The sequence below is a fragment of the Halomonas sp. MS1 genome (assembly GCF_024182575.1).
GTDB lineage: Bacteria > Pseudomonadota > Gammaproteobacteria > Pseudomonadales > Halomonadaceae > Vreelandella.
The window spans coordinates 1,959,915-1,980,548 of sequence record NZ_CP098926.1 but is presented as its reverse complement, the minus strand read 5'-3'; the positions used below and the strand labels follow the sequence as shown (position 1 = coordinate 1,980,548).

The following is a 20,634-nucleotide window of genomic DNA, read 5'->3' as shown; positions in this document are numbered from 1 at the left end:
CATTCACCACCTCACCTTCTACGACTAACGTCCAATAGATTGATTTGCATAAGAAATATCCAAAACCTTCCCATCAGCCACTGTTACCTTCCCACACAACACGCCCCAAAAATCCCTTAAAAACGGGTAACACTATGCGTTGCGATTAGTTCCCTGGCATAGCCAATAAATTCCAAGCCCATGAAAATAAAAGAATAAAAAATGGGTGGCACAGCAAGTGCAATATTACTGGGCAAGAAGAACAAAATGGGCAGCGCGGACGTCGCTAACAAAAACAACATGACACCGCCCCAACCTGAGCCAAAACAAAAACAACAGGGCCAGGCAGAGATCATAGTACTAACAAGAACAACAGGCTTGAGTCTCACGACTTGCTAGCGCTAAGCAGAATAGGCGCAGCGAACAATAACAACAGTCAGCAAGTGCCCAAAAAAGGACGCGACGTACACAAAGAATCTGCTTCCAAACAAAAATAACAGCAGCATGTGTGTACACCCCGGAACCAATAACAACACGCCGGGAGAAAAAGTTCGCGGTTGGATTATTGTTTTGAATACGAGGCGGTCGGAATCAGACTGGTTCTCACGCCTACCGACTGCGGTGCGTATTCAGAGCGATGTGCCATCATGAAGAAAAACAACAGCATGGACGCTGATTGTCTGCTTTATAGGGGAGGCTCTTGTAGCCTCCCCTTTCCGCGTTTAAAGCAGTCGTCTTTTACAAACCCTGCTCCAGTGCTTTGCAAGCCTCAAGGGGTCGGCTACACTCAGCAACTTACCGCTAACCTTGCGGTCATTTTTTCGCTACGTTTCTCGATACTGTTTTCGATAATACTGTTTTCGATACCCTGCGAGTCGATATCGCCGCATGTTTAAAGGATTTACCCGTTTATTACATAGCCCGGGAGAGCACTTGAAATCCCTGCTCGATTCCCCAGAGAGCGCCGCCGATGCGCTCAGTCCCCGTATTATTCCGCGCTCCGAGCACCCTGTTTCTCGTCAGCAAATCAGCGAGGCCGCGTTAAAGGTACTCTATCGCCTTAATGGTGCTGGATTTGATGCCTTCCTGGTTGGCGGCTGCATTCGTGATGCATTGCTGGGCAAAATGCCGAAAGATTTCGACGTTGCCACCAATGCAACGCCGGAACAGGTGCGCGATCTGTTTCGCAATTCGCGGCTGATTGGTCGGCGTTTTCGCATTGTGCATGTGCGCTTTGGCCGCGAAGTCATTGAAGTTACCACTTTCCGCGGCAAGCCTCAGGACGAGCACGGCGATCATATCGCCCAGCAGTCTGACGATGGCCTGCTATTGCGAGACAATGTGTGGGGCAACATCGAAGAAGACGCTCTACGCCGCGACTTCACCGTGAATGCGCTTTACTACAATATCGCTGACTTCACGATTCATGACTTTGCCAACGGCGCGCGTGATATTGAGTCACGTACGCTGCGACTGATTGGCGACCCCGTTACCCGCTATCGGGAAGACCCTGTACGTATGCTGCGTGCGGTGCGCTTTGCGGCCAAGCTCGATTTCACCATCGAGCCAGCCACTGAAGAGCCGATGTACGATCTGGCGCCGCTGTTACTGCAAATTCCTCCCGCCCGTTTGTTTGATGAAGTACTCAAGCTATTCATGTCGGGGCACGGCTTAATTACTTTCCGCTTACTGAGCCATTACAACTTGTTTGGCATGCTGTTCCCCGAAGCGGAAGAAGCCATGGCGGATGCTGCTTGGGCCGAAGATCTGATTGAACAAGCGCTCACTAACACCGATAAGCGCATTGCGGAAGGACGGCCAGTGACGCCAGCCTTCCTGCTAGCCGCCTTTTTGTGGGCACCAGTGGCACACCGTCAAGCCGAGCTTGAGCGCGAAGGCATGCCCGCAATTCCAGCGCTGCAAACTGCTGCCCAGCAGGTAGTCACTCGTCAGTTACAGCATATTTCGATTCCCAAACGCTTTGGCATGCCCATGCGCGATATTTGGGAACTACAGGCACGCCTTCCTCTGCGCCGTGGCAAACGGGCATTTCAAACCCGCGAACACCCACGCTTCCGAGCCGCCTACGATTTGCTGCTGTTGCGTGAACAAGCAGGTGAAATACCGCGTGGCTTAGGCGATTGGTGGAATGCCTTCCAGCAAGGTGATGAGCACGAGCAACTTCGGCTGCTGCAAAAAGTGGGAAGTGATCCGGCAAGCCAGGGGGACCGTCGACGTAAAAAACGACGCAAACCACGTAAAACAGAGCAGTAAGAACACAATGTCACTTGCTTATATTGGTCTAGGTAGCAATCTGGATGACCCCGTCAGCCAGATTCGCCAAGCCTTACGAGAACTGGACACCCTGCCTCTTTGCCAGTTGGTGGCCCAGTCGTCCCTATACGCTACACGGCCAATAGGGCCACAAGACCAGCCTGACTTTATTAACGCCGTGGCCGCCCTTGAAACTACGCTTTCTCCGCTGGCACTACTGGACCAGCTTCAAGGGCTAGAGCAACGCCACCGCCGTCGGCGATTACGTCACTGGGGGCCGCGCACGCTGGATTTAGATCTGCTGCTTTACGATCAAACCACGATCGCGCGCCCCAGGCTTCAGGTTCCTCATCCCCATATGCATGAACGCGCCTTTGTATTAGCGCCTCTTGAAGAACTGGTGTCTGCTACTCAATTAGAGCCAATAGTGCTTTATCAACAGCCACTTGCTGAGTGGCTGAAGCAGCTTGAGCAAAGCGGGATACAACGGTTAGACAATCCAAATGCTACCGTGACTGCTACCGTCTGACACAAATCTCGACACCAAGCCCCCATTCAGGTAACAATTGCCAGTTACGCCACTTCACGCTTGCAAGGATGCAACGTTAATAATGGTCGGCTGCCCACGTTGCATCGGCCCACTTAGAAACTACGAGAGCACGCCATGAAAACCGTCACCCTGAGCACTCTGCAGGCGTATAAGCGCGCCGGCGAAACGTTCAGTTGCCTGACCGCTTACGATGCCTCTTTTGCCCATGCCGCCAGCGCTGCAGGCGTTGATGTTCTGCTAGTCGGCGACTCCCTAGGCATGGTCTTACAAGGGCACACTAGTACGCTTCCCGTGACTATGGAAGATATTTGCTACCACACACGCTGCACGGCGCGTGGCAAAGGTCATAGCCTGTTGATGGTGGACTTGCCGTTTATGAGCAACGCCACCACGGAACGCATGCTAGAAGACTCTGCCGCATTGATGCGTGCTGGCGCTGAACTGGTAAAAGTCGAAGGCGAAGCATGGATGGCCGACGGTATCCGTGAAATGACCCGCCGCGGCGTTCCGGTATGCGCCCACCTCGGGTTAACACCGCAAACGGTCTACCAGCTAGGTGGTTATAAAGTGCAAGGCCGCGAAGCCGCCCAGGCCGAACAAATTATCAATGATGCCAAAGTGCTCGTTGAGGCAGGTGCTTCCGTGATTTTGCTGGAGTGTGTGCCAGCAAGCCTGGGTAAAGCAGTAACTGAAGCCTTAGACGTCCCAGTGATTGGTATCGGCGCAGGCCCTGATACCGATGGCCAAATTCTAGTCATGCACGACGTGCTAGGCGTTACTCATGGCCGCACGCCGCGCTTCGTCAAGAATTTCATGGCGGATGCTGAAAGCATTCAAAGTGCATTTTCACACTACCATGAAGCGGTTAAAACCCGTACTTTCCCAGCCGCTGAGCACTGTTTTTAAGCGCCAACTGGAACGACCACGACCCCTTTATGCGCACTTTACGAGATATCAACGAATTACGCAGCACGCTCCGCGAATACCGCCAGCGTGGCCAACGCATTGCCTTAGTGCCCACCATGGGCAACCTGCATCAAGGCCACTTGGCGCTTGTGGCCAATGCTCGTCAGCACGCTGACGTCGTCATTTCAAGCCTGTTCGTGAACCCCATGCAGTTCGGTCCCGGGGAAGACCTGGACGCCTACCCACGCACGTTCGAGGCAGACCAAGCGCAGTTGACCGATGCTGGCTGCGATATTCTCTTCGCTCCCACTGTCAGCGCGCTTTACCCCAATGGCCTGGCTGCCCAGACCCTCGTGCATGTCCCAGACGTAGGCGAAGGGTTGTGCGGAGGCTCGCGCCCCGGGCACTTTGATGGTGTTTCTACCGTGGTCAGCATGCTATTTAATCTGGTGCAGCCGGATGTGGCTTGCTTCGGTGAAAAAGATTACCAGCAACTTGCGGTCATTCGTAAGCTGGTGAGTGATCTACACATGCCTATCGAGATTATCGGCGTACCGATTGTGCGCGCCGATGACGGCCTAGCGCTCTCCTCTCGTAATGGTTATTTAAGTGCGTCTGAGCGCGCAAAAGCCCCCATGCTATATCGCACCTTATGCGAGCTACGCGATGCGTTAGAGCGCGGTACCCCCGCCGAAGAGGTACTACAACAGGGTAAAACGGCACTGTATGATGCTGGCTTTACGCCTGATTACCTTGAGCTACGTGACGCAACGCTTGCTCCTGTGGGCAGCTCGACACGCAGTGCCGTGCTACTAGCGGCGGCTAAGCTAGGCCCCGCTCGACTTATTGACAACATCAGCGTGCAGCTCCCAGACGCTGCCACTGACACTAGCGCGTAAGCTAGTTTCGCTATTTAGGAGTTTCTATGCACACGATTATGCTGAAAGCCAAGCTGCATATGGCTCGCGTTACCCACGCGGTACTCAATTACGAAGGTTCCTGTGCTATCGACGGGGAATTGCTGGATATGGCCGGTATTCGCGAAAACGAGCAAATCCAGATCTATAACGTGGAAAACGGCGAGCGCTTCACTACCTACGCGATTCGTGGAGAAGAAGGCTCTCGGCTAATTTCCATCAATGGTGCAGCCGCGCATTTAGCCTCACCGGAACACCGGATCATTATTTGTAGTTACGCTCACTACTCTGAAGCAGAGCTTGAAAAGCATCAGCCAGCGCTTGTCTATCTGCAAGAAGGCAATCACGTTAGCCACACCAGTAATGCGATTCCTGTTCAATTAGCGTAAGCCAAGCAGTTGAGTAAGCAGCTATTTAACGGGCCGTTTTACGGCCCGTTTTTATTTGCCTAAAAAAGCGTATTGCCGCAATGCACAACCTTCCCCTATGCTGATAGATAAGTTCGACACAACATGCTAACAACAATGGAGAGTCCGCTTCCCCTGAAGCCTCTGTCCTCATTCGGAACGTTGCGTTACTTACCCAAGGAGTCATCATATGCAAGACGTGGTTATTGTCGCCGCTCGCCGCACCGCCGTAGGAAGCTTTGGTGGATCACTCGCTGGCATTCCTGCTAGCGATTTAGGTGCATTGGTTATTAAAGACATTCTCGCCTCTACCGGCGTTGCCCCAGAGCAAATTGATGAAGTGTTGCTAGGCCAAGTGCTGACCGCTGGCGTAGGTCAAAACCCTGCGCGCCAGGCGGCTATCAAAGCTGGTCTGCCTGATGCCGTTCCAGCCATGACGATCAACAAGGTATGTGGCTCAGGCCTCAAGGCCCTGCACTTGGCTACCCAAGCCATCCGTTGCGGTGACGCCAGCGTTATTCTGGCAGGTGGACAGGAAAACATGTCTGCGTCCCCGCATATCCTGCCTAATTCGCGTAACGGTCAGCGCATGGGCGACTGGAAAGCGATTGATTCCATGGTTCACGACGGCCTGTGGGATGCATTCAACAACTATCACATGGGTATTACCGCGGAAAACCTGGCGGATAAATACAGTATCACTCGCGAAGCGATGGACGAGTTCGCGGCGGCCTCGCAACAAAAAGCCGCGCAAGCTATCAGAGATGGTAAATTCAAAGGCCAGATCGTTCCTGTGGAAATTCCGCAGCGCAAAGGCGATCCAGTGGTGTTTGATACGGATGAGAACCCACGGGAAGTTACCGCTGAGAAGCTAGGTGGTATGCGCCCGGCGTTCAAGAAAGACGGCACCGTTACCGCCGGTAACGCCTCCTCCTTAAACGATGGCGCTGCCGTGGTGATGCTTTGCTCAGCAGAAAAAGCCAAAGAACTTGGCTTAGAGCCACTGGCACGTATTGCCGCTTACTCTAACGCTGGCGTTGACCCGGCAATTATGGGCATTGGCCCAGCCCCAGCCACCCGCCGCTGCCTCGAAAAAGCGGGCTGGAGCCTGGACGACCTGGACCTAGTAGAAGCTAACGAAGCATTCGCTGCTCAAGCGCTTTCAGTCAACAAAGAGTTGGGCTGGGATGTCAGCAAAGTGAATGTGAATGGCGGTGCTATTGCACTAGGTCACCCGATCGGTGCTTCTGGCTGCCGCATCTTGGTCAGCCTACTGCATGAAATGATTGCGCGTGATGCTAAGAAAGGCCTAGCCACCCTGTGTATCGGCGGCGGTCAAGGTGTTGCACTGGCGATTGAACGTCCCTAAGCCCTACGTTTAGTGCGCTTAAACGCCATGCCCCCGCTACTAAGAGCGGGGGCATTTTTTACGGTTTATGTTGCAACGCCCTAGCGACGCTTCTCACCCACAATGCTTGAAGGCGTTCGCCATACCAACAACGCCCCCAGCAGGAATAGCCCCGATGCCGCCCACATAGCAATCGGCAGGCTAGTGCCATCGACGATACGTCCACCAAACATGGCCCCTAAACCAATCGACATATTAAAGGTAAAGGCCATCAGCGCGGTGGCTGCCTCGGTATTAGGTGCCGTACGTATAATCCAGGTTTGAATACTCACTGACACGCTGCCAAAAACAGCCCCCCATACCATTAGCAGCAGGACGCCGCTGATAGGCTGAACACCCAGCAGCGGGAAAACAGCCACAACTAACAGTAACAGGCTAGGAATGGCCAGCACCGCCCGATAAGGGTGACGCCCAGCAAAGATACCTGCCGCGATATTACCCAAAATCCCGGCCGCCCCATATAGCAACAGCAAACTGCCAACATGGCGCTGAGCCACGCCACTAATCTCCTGCAGAATGGGGCTAATAAAGGTATAAGCAGCAAAGTGCCCAATAACGACAAAGCCAGTGGTTAACACCGCGACACGCACACCACGATTGCTAAACTGCTGCGCTAACATACGCAACCGTACCGGCTCTCTTGGCGGCAGTGGCGGTAGCCAACACCATAGTGCAATGGCGGTTAAAAGACTCAGCCCGCCTAGCGCGCCAAACGCCACCCGCCAGTTGCTCAGGTCCCCAAGCAGCGTGCCTAACGGCACCCCCAATACCGACGCAGCGGCCACACCACCGAAAATAATCGTCATGGCCTTGGCAACCTGATCGCTGGGCACCAGCCTTGGGGCAATACTGCCCGCAATGGCCCAAAACCCGCCGATACTAATGCCCACCAACACACGGGCTGCCAGAAGTAAGCCAAAGTTGCTGGCCACTGCTGAAAGCGCGCTGCCAATCACCATCACAATCATCATCACCGTGAGCATGACACGTCTATCTAAACGGCCTACCGCTACCGGCAACAGCGGCGCAGAGAAAGCAGCAACCACTCCCGGCACGGTCACCATAAGGCCCGCCATACCTGGCGTGACACCCATTGACGACGCCACCTGGGACAATAACCCTATAGGCAGTTGCTCAGCTGTCACCAATAAAAAAATGCCGATCATCACGGCCACTACCGCCCACCAACGCGGCGCTTGCTCCTTCTCCATGTTCTCTTCTCTTTTCCTATACTGCCTATAAAACGACACCGCCCCCACAACTGAAAGCTGCGGGGGCGGCCGTTACGTCTACATCGCTTTAGTTAGCGACGTCCGCCTCGGCAGCGGCAAAAGCTGCTTTCTCTTCCTCGGTGATCTCTTTGATTGAGAGTTTCACACGATTGCGGTTGTCGATATCCAATACTTTCACAATCACATCATCGCCTTCATTTAAGAAGTCGCGCACGTTGTTAACGCGCTCGGCAACAATTTGCGATATGTGAACCAAGCCGTCGGTACCCGGCATGATATTAACGAAAGCACCAAAGTCCGCAATGCGAACTACTTTACCGTTATAAAGCTTACCAATCTCCGCCTCTGCGGTAATTGCCAGCACGGTATCAATGGCTTTTTTGGCAGCAGCTTTATCTTCGGCGTAGATGCGCACGGTGCCATCATCATCTAGATCAATAGAGGCGCCGGTATCTTCGCAAATTTTACGGATCGTCGCGCCGCCTTTACCAATCACATCACGGATCTTGTCCGGATCGATTTTAATCGTCGCCATGGACGGAGCATTTTCCGACACATCCGTACGACTTTGACTGATCACGTCGTTCATCTGAGCGAGGATACTGAGGCGAGCATCATGGGCCTGCTGCAGCGCTTTCTCCATGATCTCTTCATTGATGCCTTCAATCTTAATGTCCATCTGCAGAGCAGTAACGCCCTCTTCAGAACCGGCAACTTTGAAGTCCATATCGCCCAGGTGATCTTCGTCACCCAGGATATCGGTCAATACCGCATAGCCGTCTTCATCTTTCACCAAGCCCATGGCAATACCGGCCACCGGTGCTTTTAATGGTACACCAGCATCCATCAGCGCGAGCGAGGAGCCGCACACTGAGGCCATGGAGCTAGAACCGTTAGATTCGGTGATTTCCGATACCACACGGATGGTATAGGGGAAAACGTCTTCTGACGGCAGCATCGCTTGAACGCCACGGCGTGCTAAACGGCCATGGCCGATTTCGCGACGCTTCGGGCCGCCCATAAAGCCGGCTTCACCAACACAGTAAGGAGGGAAGTTGTAGTGCAGCATAAAGCGGTCTTTACGCTCACCTTCCAGGGACTCGATCAGCTGCGAATCGCGCAGAGTGCCCAAGGTAGCAATGGCGATGGCCTGAGTTTCACCACGGGTAAATACTGCCGAACCGTGTGTCTTAGGCAGTACACCCACCTCAATCGCTAGAGGACGTACAGTGGCATTGTCGCGTCCATCAATACGGGGCTCGCCTTTCACGACACGAGAGCGTACAACGCGCTTTTCAAGGCCAGCAAACGCACCTTTCACGTCATCTTTGCTGAACTTACCTTCTACTTCTTCGCCTTCAGCAGCGGCTAACTGTGCAACCGCTTCATCTTTCAGCGCTGACAGCGCATCTTGGCGAGCCATTTTGTCAGTAATGCGATAAGCATCGCCTACCTTGGCTTCAAAGGCATCGGCCATGGCCGTTTTCAGTGCTACATTTTCTTGAGCGGGCTGCCAATCCCAACGCGGTTTGCCAGCTTCAGCGACCAGCTCTTTAATCGCGCTAACGGCTACCTGCATTTCCTGGTGACCAAACAGCACGGCACCGAGCATTTCGTCTTCGAGCAGTTCCTGAGCTTCCGACTCCACCATCAATACGGCGTTTTCGGTACCAGCAACAACCATGTCCAGCTCTGAGGTAGTCAGTTCTTCAACGGTTGGGTTTAGGAAGTAGCCCTGCTCTTCATTAAAGCCCACGCGTGCCGCGCCAATCGGGCCGTTGAACGGCACACCAGCAATACCCAGCGCTGCCGAGGTGCCCAGTAGGGCTGCGATATCAGGGTCATGATTACGATCAGTCGACAGAACAGTACAGATAACCTGCACTTCGTTCATAAACCCTTTAGGAAATAGCGGACGGATCGGACGATCAATCAGACGTGAGGTAAGGGTTTCTTTCTCAGTAGGACGCCCTTCGCGCTTAAAGAAGCCGCCGGGGATCTTGCCCACTGCGTAGGTTTTCTCTTGGTAGTGTACCGAGAGTGGGAAGAAAGGCTGATTGGGGTTTGCTTCTTTTTTAGCCACAACCGTACACAGTACGACGGTTTCATCCATGGTCACCATAACGGCGCCAGTGGCTTGGCGAGCAATACGCCCAGTTTCTAGGGTGACGGTGCTACGACCGTATTGAAACGTTTTTTTTACCGGATTCACGGCGACTTCCTTTAACATTAATATCTACTTGTCTTTTCGCTTGGGTCGTTTTGACTCGCCACCATTCTAGGCGCTGTGGCGCCATACGGCTACCAGAAACAAAAAAACGGGCAGCCCACAAGGGGCTGCCCGTTTTTGATCGTTGCCGTTAACGCTTAACGACGCAGACCTAAACGCTGAATCAGAGACTGATAGCGTTCAAAATCTTTACGCTTCAGGTAATCCAACAGCTTACGACGCTGGTTTACCATGCGGATCAGACCACGACGAGAGTGGTGATCCTGCTTGTTGGTTTTGAAGTGGTCCTGCAGGCCATTAATGTTGGCGCTCAGCAGTGCAACCTGAACTTCAGGGGAACCGGTATCGTTATCGCCGCGGCCGTATTCGTTGACGATCTCGGCCTTCTTCTCAGCGGTTAATGCCATCTGTCTCTCCAGTAAGCAATATGCCTAAAATTGAATGGGTGAGACCACGCATATTTGCAGTCTCATGCAACTATCTTCACGTACAATTTTCGCGCAAATCGCTACATCCTTGCAACGCTTTACGAGATAGCGACGGTACTTAACAGCCGCTTGGGAGCTACTTCCTGCGCCCCTTTTACAACGCCAAGGCCGATAAACGTCTCAGCGTAATAAAGTCTTGCCAGCGCATCAGGCTCAAGCGCACCAATGGCTAAGCTAGCCGATTGGCCGTGTGCAAGACGCCCGTAAGCCGTTTCATCCACCGTCAGCGACGGCAAATGATCAACCAGCACATCCGCAGGCATTAGTTCAGCCTCGCGGGTGGCTTGGTCTGCCAGCGCCTCAAGGCCCTCCAGTGTCCACATTGCATCGCCAGTAAAGGGCCCCGTTTTGAGCCTTCTCAACTGGCTAATGTGGGCACCACAGCCCAGCGCATGACCAATATCTTCAGCCAAGGTACGAATATACGTGCCTTTGCTGCAGCTGACTTCCATCTCAAAGGCAGTGCCCTCGAAAGCAAGCAGCCGCGCATCATACACGCTTACTCGCCGCGCTGCACGCTCAACGTGCTTACCCTCACGGGCAAGCTCATAAAGCTTTTTGCCTTGATGCTTCAGTGCCGAATACATCGGCGGCACTTGGTCAATCTCGCCGTGAAAGCGAGCCAGGACTGACTCGACATCCTCAGCCGTTAAGCGGGGGATCTCGCGCTGCTCAATGACCGTGCCTTCGGCATCACCGGTGTCTGTAATCACGCCCAGTTCTACACGGGTGCGATACATCTTGTCGGCTTCTAACAGGTGCGCGGAAAACTTAGTAGCTTCCCCAAGGCAAATAGGTAACAAGCCTGTTGCCATAGGGTCCAGCGTGCCGGTATGACCGGCTTTCTGCGCCTCAAACAGACGACGCACACGCTGCAGCGCATGATTGCTGGAAATGCCCTTAGGCTTATCCAGCAGCAATACGCCATTAACCGGCAATCCGCGACGGCGACGTGCCATTAGCGCGTCTCCTCACCATTGTCATTGTCGCTTCCCTCTTCATCATCCTGTTGACGTGCGCGGTCAGTTGAAACCGCTTCGTCGATCAGTGATGAGAGGTGCTGACCACGCACCACGCTTTCATCGTAATGAAAGCGCAGTTCAGGTACGTGACGCAGCTTAATACGTTTGGCAATTTGGCTTCTTAGAAAGCCTCCAGCGCGCTTTAGCACCTGCAGGTTTTCTTTGATACGCGCGGGATCTTGCTCACCCAATAAGGTGACATAGATATCGGCGTAGCCAAGATCACGGCTAACGGTCGCGCCGCTCACCGTGATCATGCCCAAACGCGGGTCTTTCACTTCGCGCTGGATCAGTACTGCCAGCTCCTTTTGGAGCTGGTCAGCAACTCGGTCGGTACGCTTAAATTCGCGCATGATTGCTCCTCGCGGCCTTACAGGCTGCGCTCGACCTTCACTTGATCAAAGACTTCGATCTTATCGTTGACCTGAACATCGTTGTAGTTCTTCACGCCGATGCCGCATTCCATGCCATTACGCACTTCTTGAACGTCATCTTTGAAGCGGCGCAGCGACTCGAGCTCGCCTTCGTAAATCACAACGTTGTCACGCAGTACACGGATACGCTTGCTGCGCGATACGGTGCCTTCGACAACCATACAGCCAGCCACTGCACCAATTTTCGGTGCGCGGAACACATCGCGTACTTCGGCCACGCCCACGATCTCTTCTTTCCACTCGGGAGCAAGCATACCGCTCATCGCCTGCTTAACCTCATCGATCAGCTGGTAAATAACGCTGTAGTAGCGCAGATCCAGACCTTCACGTTCGATGATTTCACGAGCAGCCGCATCAGCACGGACGTTGAAGCCGACGACGATGGCCTCAGAAGCAAGCGCCAAGTTGGCATCGGTACCGGTGATACCGCCAACACCCGAGGAGACCACGGCAACTTCAACTTCACCGGTGGAGAGTTCTTCCAGGGCGCCTTTGATAGCTTCCAGCGAACCTTGAACGTCGGCTTTCAGAACGATGTTGACCTTGGCCACTTCGTCTTGGCCCATCTGGCTGAACATGTTCTCCAGCTTGGCCTTCTGCTGACGTGCCAGGCGCACTTCGCGGTATTTGCCTTGACGGAAGTTAGCCACTTCACGGGCTTTCTTCTCATCGGCAACGACCATGAAGTCATCACCTGCGTCCGGCGTGCCATCCAAACCTTGGATTTCGACCGGCATCGCAGGGCCAGCGGTATCCACTTGCTTGCCCAGCTCATTGGTAAGCGCACGAACGCGGCCGTAATGCAGACCAGCAAGAACGATATCGCCTTTCTTCAGCGTGCCGTTTTGTACCAGAACAGTGGCTACCGGACCGCGACCTTTATCAAGGCGCGATTCAACCACAACGCCTTTACCAGGTGCGGAAGGTACAGCCGTCAATTCAAGTACTTCTGACACAAGCTGAATGGCTTCCAACAGCTCTTCGATGCCTTCGCCAGTCTTCGCAGAAACATGAACAAACTGGGTGTCACCACCCCATTCCTCTGAAATCACGCCATGCTGCGAGAGCTCATTACGAATGCGGTCCAGATCGATGCCCTGCTTGTCGATCTTGTTCACCGCCACCACCATGGGTACTTCAGCAGCTTTGGAGTGTTCGATCGCTTCAATCGTCTGGGGCATTACGCCGTCGTCAGCAGCAACAACCAGGATAACGACGTCAGTCGCTTTAGCACCACGGGCACGCATTGCGGTAAACGCCGCGTGGCCAGGGGTATCCAGGAAGGTAACGCCGCCGTGGTTGTCTTCCACGTGGTAAGCACCGATGTGCTGGGTAATACCGCCCGCTTCGCCAGTGGCGACTTTCGCGCGACGGATATAATCCAACAGCGATGTTTTACCGTGGTCAACGTGGCCCATAACAGTGACCACCGGTGAACGAGTGATCTCTTCGCCTTCGTAGGAGATGCCTTCCAGCATTTCCGTTTCCAGCGCATCGTCTTTCACCAGTTTGACCTTGTGGCCCATCTCTTCCACAACGATAGCCGCAGTATCCTGGTCAATCGTTTGGTTGATGGTCACGGCCGCGCCCATGTTGAACATGGCCTTGATCACTTCATTGGCCTTGATCGACATTTTGTCGGCCAGCTCAGCAACGCTGATCGACTCAGGAATCGAGACTTCACGAACGATCGGCTGAGTCGGCTTTTGGAAAGCATGCTTGCCGTTGCCACTCTGGCTGGCACCACCACGACGACCGCCGCGACGCTCGGCACGTTTGACTTTCTTACCGCCACCACCGCGCTTACGCTCTTCGCGGTCGCCACGATCCTCATCGTCACTACGGCCTTTTTTCTTAGCCGCTGCCTTTTTAGGCGGCGCTGTACGACGATCCGTGCGGCCTTCTTTCGGCGGCGCGGGCGGCAAATCATCAGGTGCCGGGGTATCGTCGATTTGCAGCTCAGGCACAGCGATATCGGGCACTTCAGCCGCTTTTGCCTTGGCTTTCTCTTCCTCGGCTTTACGTGCAGCCTCTTCCGCTGCTTTCGCTTTAGCCGCTGCCGCCTTCTCTTCAGCTTCGCGGATATCGCGAGCTTTACGCTCGGCTTCCGCTTCTGCCATATCACCTACCAGCTGACGCGGGCCAGAATGCTTAGGCTCAGGCGCCTTCGGCTTATCGTCTTCAGCGCTCTTAACGTACGTTTTCTTCTTACGCACCTGCACTTCGATCGTTTTGCCACGCTCGCCCGTTTTAATACGACTACGGGTTTTACGCGTCAACGTAATACGGTTTTTGCTAGCATCGCTGTCACCGCCGCCATGGCTTTTTTTCAAAAAGCTTAGCAGCGTTTGCGTATCATCTTCAGACACGGCGTCGCTTTCTGACGCATGTTTTAAACCAGCTTCTTTCATCTGTTCCAATAGGCGGGGCACATCACGGCCCACCTTTACTGCAAAATCTTTAACTGTCATATCCGACATAGTGACCCTCCTCAGCCCGTGACCTTTTACTGTGTGTTCGAATCCGATACGCCATCGTCTTCAAACCAGGGCGCACGGGCAGTCATGATCAGTGCCGCTGCGCGCGCTTCGTCCAACTCCTCGATATCGACCAGATCGTCGACAGACTGCTCGGCGAGATCTTCCATGGTGACGATGCCTCGGCTAGCCAGAATGAAGGCCAGGTGGCGCTCCATGCCGTCCATGTCCAGCAGATCGTCTGCTGGTTGGGCACCGTCTAGCGCTTCCTCCGAGGCAATGGCCATCGTCAGCAGCTCGTCTTTCGCTCGTGCGCGCAGCTCTTCCACCAAATCTTCATCGAACTCTTCGATTTCGAGCATCTCTTCAAGCGGCACGTAGGCAACTTCTTCCAGGGTGGTAAACCCTTCTTCTACTAATAGGCGGGCAACGTCTTCGTCCACTTCCAGATGCTGAACAAAGGAGTCCACCAGGCTATCAATTTCCTGCTCACGTTTTGACTCAGCTTCATCTTCGGTCATCACGTTAATACGCCAGCCGGTTAGCTCAGAAGCTAAGCGCACGTTCTGGCCGCTACGACCAATGGCCTGCGCCAGATTGTCTTGAGCAACGGCAACGTCCATGGCGTGAGCATCTTCGTCAACCAGGATAGACGCCACATCGGCAGGTGCCATGGCATTTATCACCAACTGCGCTGGGTTGTCGTCCCACAGCACAATATCGACACGCTCATTTTGCAGCTCTGACGACACTGCCTGTACGCGAGAACCACGCATACCAACACACGCCCCAACAGGATCGATGCGGCGGTCGTTAGTTTTAACGGCGATTTTGGCCCGCGAGCCAGGGTCGCGCGCTGCACCCTTGATTTCAATCAGCTGTTCAGCAATTTCCGGTACTTCAATTTTAAACAGCTCAATGATGAATTCAGGACAGGTACGTGACAGCTGTAGCTGCGCACCACGCGCTTCTGGATCAACTTTCACTAGCAAGGCGCGTACCCGCTCATTCATGCGGTAGCGCTCACCGTGAATCATTTCGTTACGCGGCAAGAACGCCTCAGCGTTTTCACCCAGGTCGATAATCAATCCGTCACGCGTGGTTTTCTTGACGATACCTGCTACCAACTCGCCTTCGCGGTCAGCGTACTGACGAACCACTTCAGCGCGTTCGGCTTCACGTACCTTTTGCACGATAACCTGCTTTGCAGTTTGTGCAGCGATACGGCCAAACACGGCATTTTCAATCTTTTTCTCAACCACATCGCCTAGTTTCAGCGGCGGATCACGCTGCTCGGCGATGGTTTCTTTAATTTCATAATCAGGTGTTTCAAATTCGTCATCTTCGACAACGGTCCAGTAGCGGAACGTATCGTAGTCGCCCGTGCGGCGATCGATATGAACGCGTACATTGGCTTCTTCCTGATCAAAACGCTTGCGTGACGCGCTAGCTAGCGCGGCCTCAACCGCCTCAAAAATAACATCGCGGGGGACGCCTTTTTCGTTAGAGATCGCGTCCACGACCATTAAAATTTCTTTACTCATGCGTTTGCCTCGCCAGAAAACCTGTCCTTTTGTGCATCATCCCGGCAGCCTGCCGGAAGCCGCCACCCGTTTATTCGTCGAATTGCGGGACGACGTGCGCAGAATCGATGCTTTCGATTGGAAAACAGTACTCTTCGCCATCCAGCTGTAGCAGTACTTCATCGCCTTCGACACCAGCGAGAAGGCCTTGGTATTTACGCCGTCCATCAAAAGCCACGCGCAATTTGAGCGCAACGTGGTGGCCTTGATAACGAATAAATTGATCCAGGGTATATAAGGGACGTGCCATACCAGGCGACGAGACTTCCAAGCGGTATTCGCCAGGAATGGGATCTTCCACATCCATAACGGCACTGACTTGGCGACTAATATCAGCGCAGTCTTCCACGCTGACGCCACTTTCGCGTTCGATATAAATTACCAGCCGCGAATGCTTGCCCTGGGAAAGATGGTCGATACCCCATAGCTCAAAACCCATGGCGGCTACGACAGGTTCGATCAGCGCGTGAAGCGCAGCGTGTTTTGTGGCCACAGACAAAGCTCCTATAGCCGTTGCATCAGGCACCTGGCCAGGAGTTGAATGAGAAGCTAGGTGGCTGATTGGCGTTACCCGGAAATGTGTCTCTGGCAATTCGGAAGACATCCGCTCTGGAGACACTCTTGGCTCTCGAAAAGCTACTAACAAAAAGCCCCTTCACAGGAAGGGGCTTTTCGAAAGAAACCTGTAATACCACCTAATAACATGACTTGGCTTTCGCCCTTGCCCAACCAACATCAAGATTAACTAACATCAAGACTTTTCAGGCGATTAACATGTTACTAGTAAATGGTAGCGGGGACCGGATTTGAACCGATGACCTTCGGGTTATGAGCCCGACGAGCTACCAGACTGCTCCACCCCGCATCAATCTAGGTCGACGATAATAGACACTTGAACCACTTTCGTCAACCTTTCTTTTCAAGTGCATTTTTCGTCTTAGATGCCAATCCCTACTTTTTGACAATAGCCCTTTAATGAAGCTTATTTGACAAAACAACTCTGGGAAGCTGGCGAGCCAGCAAAACAGATGGTGCCGAAGGCGGGACTTGAACCCGCACGACCATACGGTCACTACCCCCTCAAGATAGCGTGTCTACCAATTCCACCACTTCGGCAACAGGGGAGGCTAAAAAAAGCAGTATCAATATGTTACTCGCTGCTTTCCTCTAGCACTGGCGCGGTATTATCCATACTTGCAGGGCCATCGTCAAGCGTTGGAATATTGCGCTGCTGCTCAATTAGCCGAGAGTCGGGAATACCCGCTTCGGGCGCTTGTCCTGCCTGGGTCGCAAAATAAGCCAATGCCATTGAGGTAACAAAAAAGCCGGCGGCTAAAAGTCCCGTTGCGCGAGACAAAAAGTTACCGCTACCCCGCGAACCAAACACAGTTTGCGATGCCCCGCCGCCAAAGGCGGCACCCGCTTCGGCACCTTTACCCTGCTGAAGCAGGATGAGCACAACCAAGGCGATCGCAATCACCACGTGAACCATAAGAATTGCAACTTGCATGGGATTATCCTGCTGACTGACAAATGGCGTAGAAATCGTCGGTTTTGAGCGAAGCACCACCCACTAAACCGCCGTCGATATCCGGCTGAGCGAGCAGCTCAGCCGCATTATTTGCATTCATGCTGCCGCCGTAAAGCAACTTAAGCTGCTCGGCTAGCGTTTTATCAAACCCGGCCTGATAGGTACGAATACCGGCCATTACTTCCTGAGCCTGCTCAGGCGTTGCTGTACGGCCTGTCCCAATTGCCCATACGGGCTCATAGGCAATAACAACCTTAAGCCGCTGTGCTGGCTCTAAACGCGCCATTGCATAGCCAACTTGCCGCAATACAACATCCATCGTGCTACCGGAATCGCGCTCTTCTAGAGTTTCACCCACACAAAGAATCGGCGTGATGCCGACATCAAGCGCGGCTACCAAGCGGTCAAATACCTGCTCATCACCTTCTTTGTATAGCTGGCGACGCTCAGAGTGGCCAACCAGCACATAGGCCACCTCAAACTCTTTAAGCATACGCCCGCTGATCTCACCCGTATGCGCACCTGAGTGCTGAGGATTGAGCGTCTGCGCCCCTAACTGTAACGGCGTATTTTGGAAAGCACTTCGTGCAGCTTCCAAATAAGGAAACGGCGGAATAACTACAACGTCGATATCATTAGGCAGCTTGGACGCGGCGAAGGCGTCTCCGAACGCTTGAATCAACGCCGTGGAGCCGTTCATTTTCCAGTTACCGGCAATTAATGGCGTACGCATCGATTATCCTCACTCAAGGTGGAGCGAAATGGTATAGGAGCGGCCTTGTCAAGACAACCGCTGTTATACAGGTTAGTTAGCTGGGGGCGTAGCAAGCATACTCGCCTATCAAATACATTTATCAAGCTAGCTGAGCAACGCCTGGACCTGATCGGCAAGTTTATGCGCCAGACGGTCAACATCCAGGTGAGCCCGCCCTTCCACCATCACTCGGATTAGCGGCTCAGTACCCGACGGGCGTAGCAACACTCGGCCCTGGTCACCCAGCTCATCTTCAAGGGCAGCCACCGCTTCGAGTAGCGGCTTTGCCGTCATGACATCTTTTGCGTTGGTACCCCCAGGCAGCCTGACGTTAACCAGCGACTGGGGCACCTTTTCCAACCCCGTCAAGAGAGACAGCAGCGGCTTCTGCTCTCGCACCATCAACGCCAACACTTGCAACGCTGAAACAATCCCATCGCCCGTCGTTTGGGCATGGCCACATACAATATGACCTGATGACTCGCCTCCCAGCTCCCAGCCGTTGGCAGCCATCATCTCCATGACAAAGCGATCACCCACTTTCGCGCGCTGAAAGGGAATCCCCAGCCGCTCCAGCGCCATGGCAAGCCCGAAGTTGCTCATCAGAGTGCCCACCACGCCACCTTCAAGCAGTCCCCGCTCATGACGATCTCGGGCAATCAGGTAAAGAATATCGTCGCCATCCACCTCACGGCCATCGGCATCTACCAACAGCACTCGATCTCCATCACCATCAAAGGCAATGCCTAAATCAGCACCTTGCTGAATCACCGCTGCACGCAGCGCTGCGGGATGGGTAGACCCCACTTGATGGTTAATATTCACCCCATCAGGAGAAGAACCAATTACGCTAACATCAGCGCCTAGCTCACGAAATACGTTTGGCGCAATGTGGTAGGTAGCCCCATGAGCACAATCCAATACCACTTTTAGACCGTGCAGGCTGAGACGATCAGGTAACGTCGATTTGCAGAATTCGATATAGCGCCCGGCAGCATCGTCAATGCGCGTCGCTTTACCCAACTGAGCCGCGCTCGCCGTTGTCAGAGGCGCATCAAGCATCGTCTCAATGCGATCTTCAATCTCATCGGGTAGCTTTTTACCCTCGGCAGAGAAAAACTTAATGCCGTTATCATCAAACGGGTTATGCGACGCGGAAATCACTATCCCAGCGTCGGCGCGAAAGGTACGCGTTAGATAGGCGATTCCCGGTGTAGGCATTGGCCCCAGCAACGAAACATCGACACCTGCGGCAGATAGCCCCGCTTCCAAGGCTGACTCAAACATATAGCCAGAGATGCGCGTATCTTTACCAATTAACACACGCGTGCGGCCTTTTTCACGGCGCAACACCTGACCCACCGCCCACCCCAGCTTGAGCATAAAATCGGCAGTAATAGGCGCTTGCCCAACCGTACCGCGAATCCCATCGGTACCAAAATAACGTCGCGTCATGGCGCCATCTCCTTATTTAACGGCGGCTCGCAGCCTTCCTGAAGCACCGCCCATGCCATATCCACGGCATCTACCGTGGGCCCGACATCATGCACGCGCAAAATATTGGCGCCCCGCTCAACCGCCATGGCTGCTAGCGCAAGACTTCCGGCCAAGCGCTCCTCCACCGGGCGACCCAACACTTTACCAATCATGCTTTTCCGCGACATCCCCACTAACAGCGGCAACTCCAGCGCCTGAAGCTCATCCATATACTTCAGCAAGCGCAGGTTATGTTCAATGGTTTTGCCAAAACCAAAACCCGGATCTACCAACAGACGGCTACGACGAATTCCAGCGGCTTCACACGCCGCTACCCGCTCAGCAAGATAGTCGGCAACCACTCGCTCAACTGGCTGACCATAATAGGGCGACTGCTGCATATCCTGGGGCTCACCCTGGCGATGCATTAAACACACAGGCAGGCCAGTGCTTGCCGCAGCGCCCAGCGCACCCTCGCGCTCTAGCGCTCGCACATCGTTAATCATACCAGCGCCAAGCGCGCTTACTTCTCGCATAACAGCAGGGCTACTGGTATCGACTGACACCAGCGCATCTAGCTCGTGCACTAACGCTTCAACCACAGGTGCCACACGGTCTAACTCTTCCTGCTCTGATACAGGGCTAGCCCCCGGCCTTGTCGACTCCCCGCCCACGTCAATCATCGCGGCCCCTTCCGCCAACATTTGTTCAGCGTGGCGCAACGCGCTATCTAGACCAATGTGTTGCCCGCCATCAGAGAAGGAGTCCGGCGTAACATTCAGAATACCCATTACCCGTGGAAACGAAAGATCTAATGAATGGCGCCCACAGCGCAGGTGATATGCGCTATCCGCTGCCCGTGAAGGCGATGAAGAGTCAACTATCGGTTTCATGCTGCGGCCTACTAAAAGAAAAAACGTGTTTGCAATGGCTTCACAGCATAACAAAAAGGCGCCCCGTTATGGG

General features: G+C 53.8%; 18 protein-coding genes and 2 tRNA genes. 6 read left to right on the top strand and 14 right to left on the bottom strand.

Going from position 1 to position 20,634, the window contains the following annotated elements; genetic code table 11:
* Positions 1-867 precede the first annotated feature (867 nt).
* The 6 genes from pcnB (at position 868) to NF683_RS08945 (ending at position 6,402) form a co-directional block, all read left to right on the top strand.
* Complete coding sequence (gene pcnB / locus NF683_RS08970; RefSeq protein ID WP_038480742.1) at positions 868-2,253, top strand: polynucleotide adenylyltransferase PcnB; 1,386 nt, start codon at positions 868-870, stop codon at positions 2,251-2,253.
* Between the two features lie 7 nt (positions 2,254-2,260).
* Positions 2,261-2,782, top strand: coding sequence for a 2-amino-4-hydroxy-6-hydroxymethyldihydropteridine diphosphokinase (gene folK, locus NF683_RS08965; protein WP_253921782.1), 522 nt, complete (start codon positions 2,261-2,263; stop codon positions 2,780-2,782).
* Positions 2,783-2,917: 135 nt separating this feature from the next.
* Entirely contained in the window at positions 2,918-3,709 is a 792-nt protein-coding gene (gene panB / locus NF683_RS08960) for a 3-methyl-2-oxobutanoate hydroxymethyltransferase (protein ID WP_089039909.1), read from the top strand.
* Positions 3,710-3,738: 29 nt separating this feature from the next.
* Positions 3,739-4,608 carry a pantoate--beta-alanine ligase gene (gene panC / locus NF683_RS08955; RefSeq protein ID WP_253921781.1) on the top strand — a complete coding sequence of 290 codons (870 nt, stop codon included), beginning with the start codon at positions 3,739-3,741 and terminating at the stop codon, positions 4,606-4,608.
* A gap of 26 nt (positions 4,609-4,634) precedes the next feature.
* Positions 4,635-5,015, top strand: coding sequence for an aspartate 1-decarboxylase (gene panD, locus NF683_RS08950; protein ID WP_089039911.1), 381 nt, complete (start codon positions 4,635-4,637; stop codon positions 5,013-5,015).
* A gap of 208 nt (positions 5,016-5,223) precedes the next feature.
* A complete protein-coding gene (locus tag NF683_RS08945; protein ID WP_253921780.1) occupies positions 5,224-6,402 on the top strand; it encodes an acetyl-CoA C-acetyltransferase in 1,179 nt (392 codons plus the stop codon).
* Positions 6,403-6,482: 80 nt separating this feature from the next.
* On the opposite strand, the gene NF683_RS08940 is transcribed toward NF683_RS08945, so the two are convergent.
* From NF683_RS08940 to folP, 14 genes are all read right to left on the bottom strand, one after another.
* Positions 6,483-7,652 (bottom strand): MFS transporter, encoded by a 1,170-nt coding sequence (locus NF683_RS08940; RefSeq protein WP_193060635.1) that lies wholly within the window; start codon positions 7,650-7,652, stop codon positions 6,483-6,485.
* 88 nt (positions 7,653-7,740) lie between these two features.
* Positions 7,741-9,903 (bottom strand): polyribonucleotide nucleotidyltransferase, encoded by a 2,163-nt coding sequence (gene pnp, locus NF683_RS08935; protein WP_083000730.1) that lies wholly within the window; start codon positions 9,901-9,903, stop codon positions 7,741-7,743.
* A 137-nt stretch (positions 9,904-10,040) separates the two neighbouring features.
* Positions 10,041-10,310 (bottom strand): 30S ribosomal protein S15, encoded by a 270-nt coding sequence (gene rpsO / locus NF683_RS08930; protein WP_009723734.1) that lies wholly within the window; start codon positions 10,308-10,310, stop codon positions 10,041-10,043.
* Between the two features lie 119 nt (positions 10,311-10,429).
* On the bottom strand, positions 10,430-11,350 hold the full coding sequence (truB, locus tag NF683_RS08925) for a tRNA pseudouridine(55) synthase TruB (protein WP_253921779.1): 921 nt from the start codon (positions 11,348-11,350) through the stop codon (positions 10,430-10,432).
* Positions 11,350-11,766 (bottom strand): 30S ribosome-binding factor RbfA, encoded by a 417-nt coding sequence (rbfA, locus tag NF683_RS08920; RefSeq protein ID WP_038480714.1) that lies wholly within the window; start codon positions 11,764-11,766, stop codon positions 11,350-11,352. The genes truB and rbfA overlap by 1 nt, the downstream gene beginning before the upstream one ends.
* Positions 11,767-11,783: 17 nt before the next feature.
* A complete protein-coding gene (gene infB, locus NF683_RS08915) occupies positions 11,784-14,327 on the bottom strand; it encodes a translation initiation factor IF-2 (protein WP_253921778.1) in 2,544 nt (847 codons plus the stop codon).
* Between the two features lie 26 nt (positions 14,328-14,353).
* Complete coding sequence (nusA, locus tag NF683_RS08910; protein ID WP_009723738.1) at positions 14,354-15,868, bottom strand: transcription termination factor NusA; 1,515 nt, start codon at positions 15,866-15,868, stop codon at positions 14,354-14,356.
* 70 nt (positions 15,869-15,938) lie between these two features.
* Entirely contained in the window at positions 15,939-16,400 is a 462-nt protein-coding gene (rimP, locus tag NF683_RS08905) for a ribosome maturation factor RimP (protein ID WP_030074116.1), read from the bottom strand.
* A 295-nt stretch (positions 16,401-16,695) separates the two neighbouring features.
* A tRNA-Met gene (locus NF683_RS08900) sits at positions 16,696-16,772 on the bottom strand.
* A 164-nt stretch (positions 16,773-16,936) separates the two neighbouring features.
* Positions 16,937-17,023 (bottom strand) — tRNA-Leu (locus NF683_RS08895).
* Positions 17,024-17,057: 34 nt separating this feature from the next.
* Positions 17,058-17,417 carry a preprotein translocase subunit SecG gene (gene secG / locus NF683_RS08890; RefSeq protein WP_009723741.1) on the bottom strand — a complete coding sequence of 120 codons (360 nt, stop codon included), beginning with the start codon at positions 17,415-17,417 and terminating at the stop codon, positions 17,058-17,060.
* Positions 17,418-17,421: 4 nt separating this feature from the next.
* Positions 17,422-18,171: a triose-phosphate isomerase gene (tpiA, locus tag NF683_RS08885; RefSeq protein WP_253921777.1), complete on the bottom strand. Its 750-nt coding sequence runs from the start codon at positions 18,169-18,171 to the stop codon at positions 17,422-17,424.
* 126 nt (positions 18,172-18,297) lie between these two features.
* Positions 18,298-19,647 (bottom strand): phosphoglucosamine mutase, encoded by a 1,350-nt coding sequence (gene glmM / locus NF683_RS08880; protein ID WP_089039918.1) that lies wholly within the window; start codon positions 19,645-19,647, stop codon positions 18,298-18,300.
* Positions 19,644-20,561: a dihydropteroate synthase gene (gene folP / locus NF683_RS08875; RefSeq protein WP_193060639.1), complete on the bottom strand. Its 918-nt coding sequence runs from the start codon at positions 20,559-20,561 to the stop codon at positions 19,644-19,646. Before folP ends, glmM begins: the two co-directional genes overlap by 4 nt.
* Between the last annotated feature and the right edge of the window lie 73 nt (positions 20,562-20,634).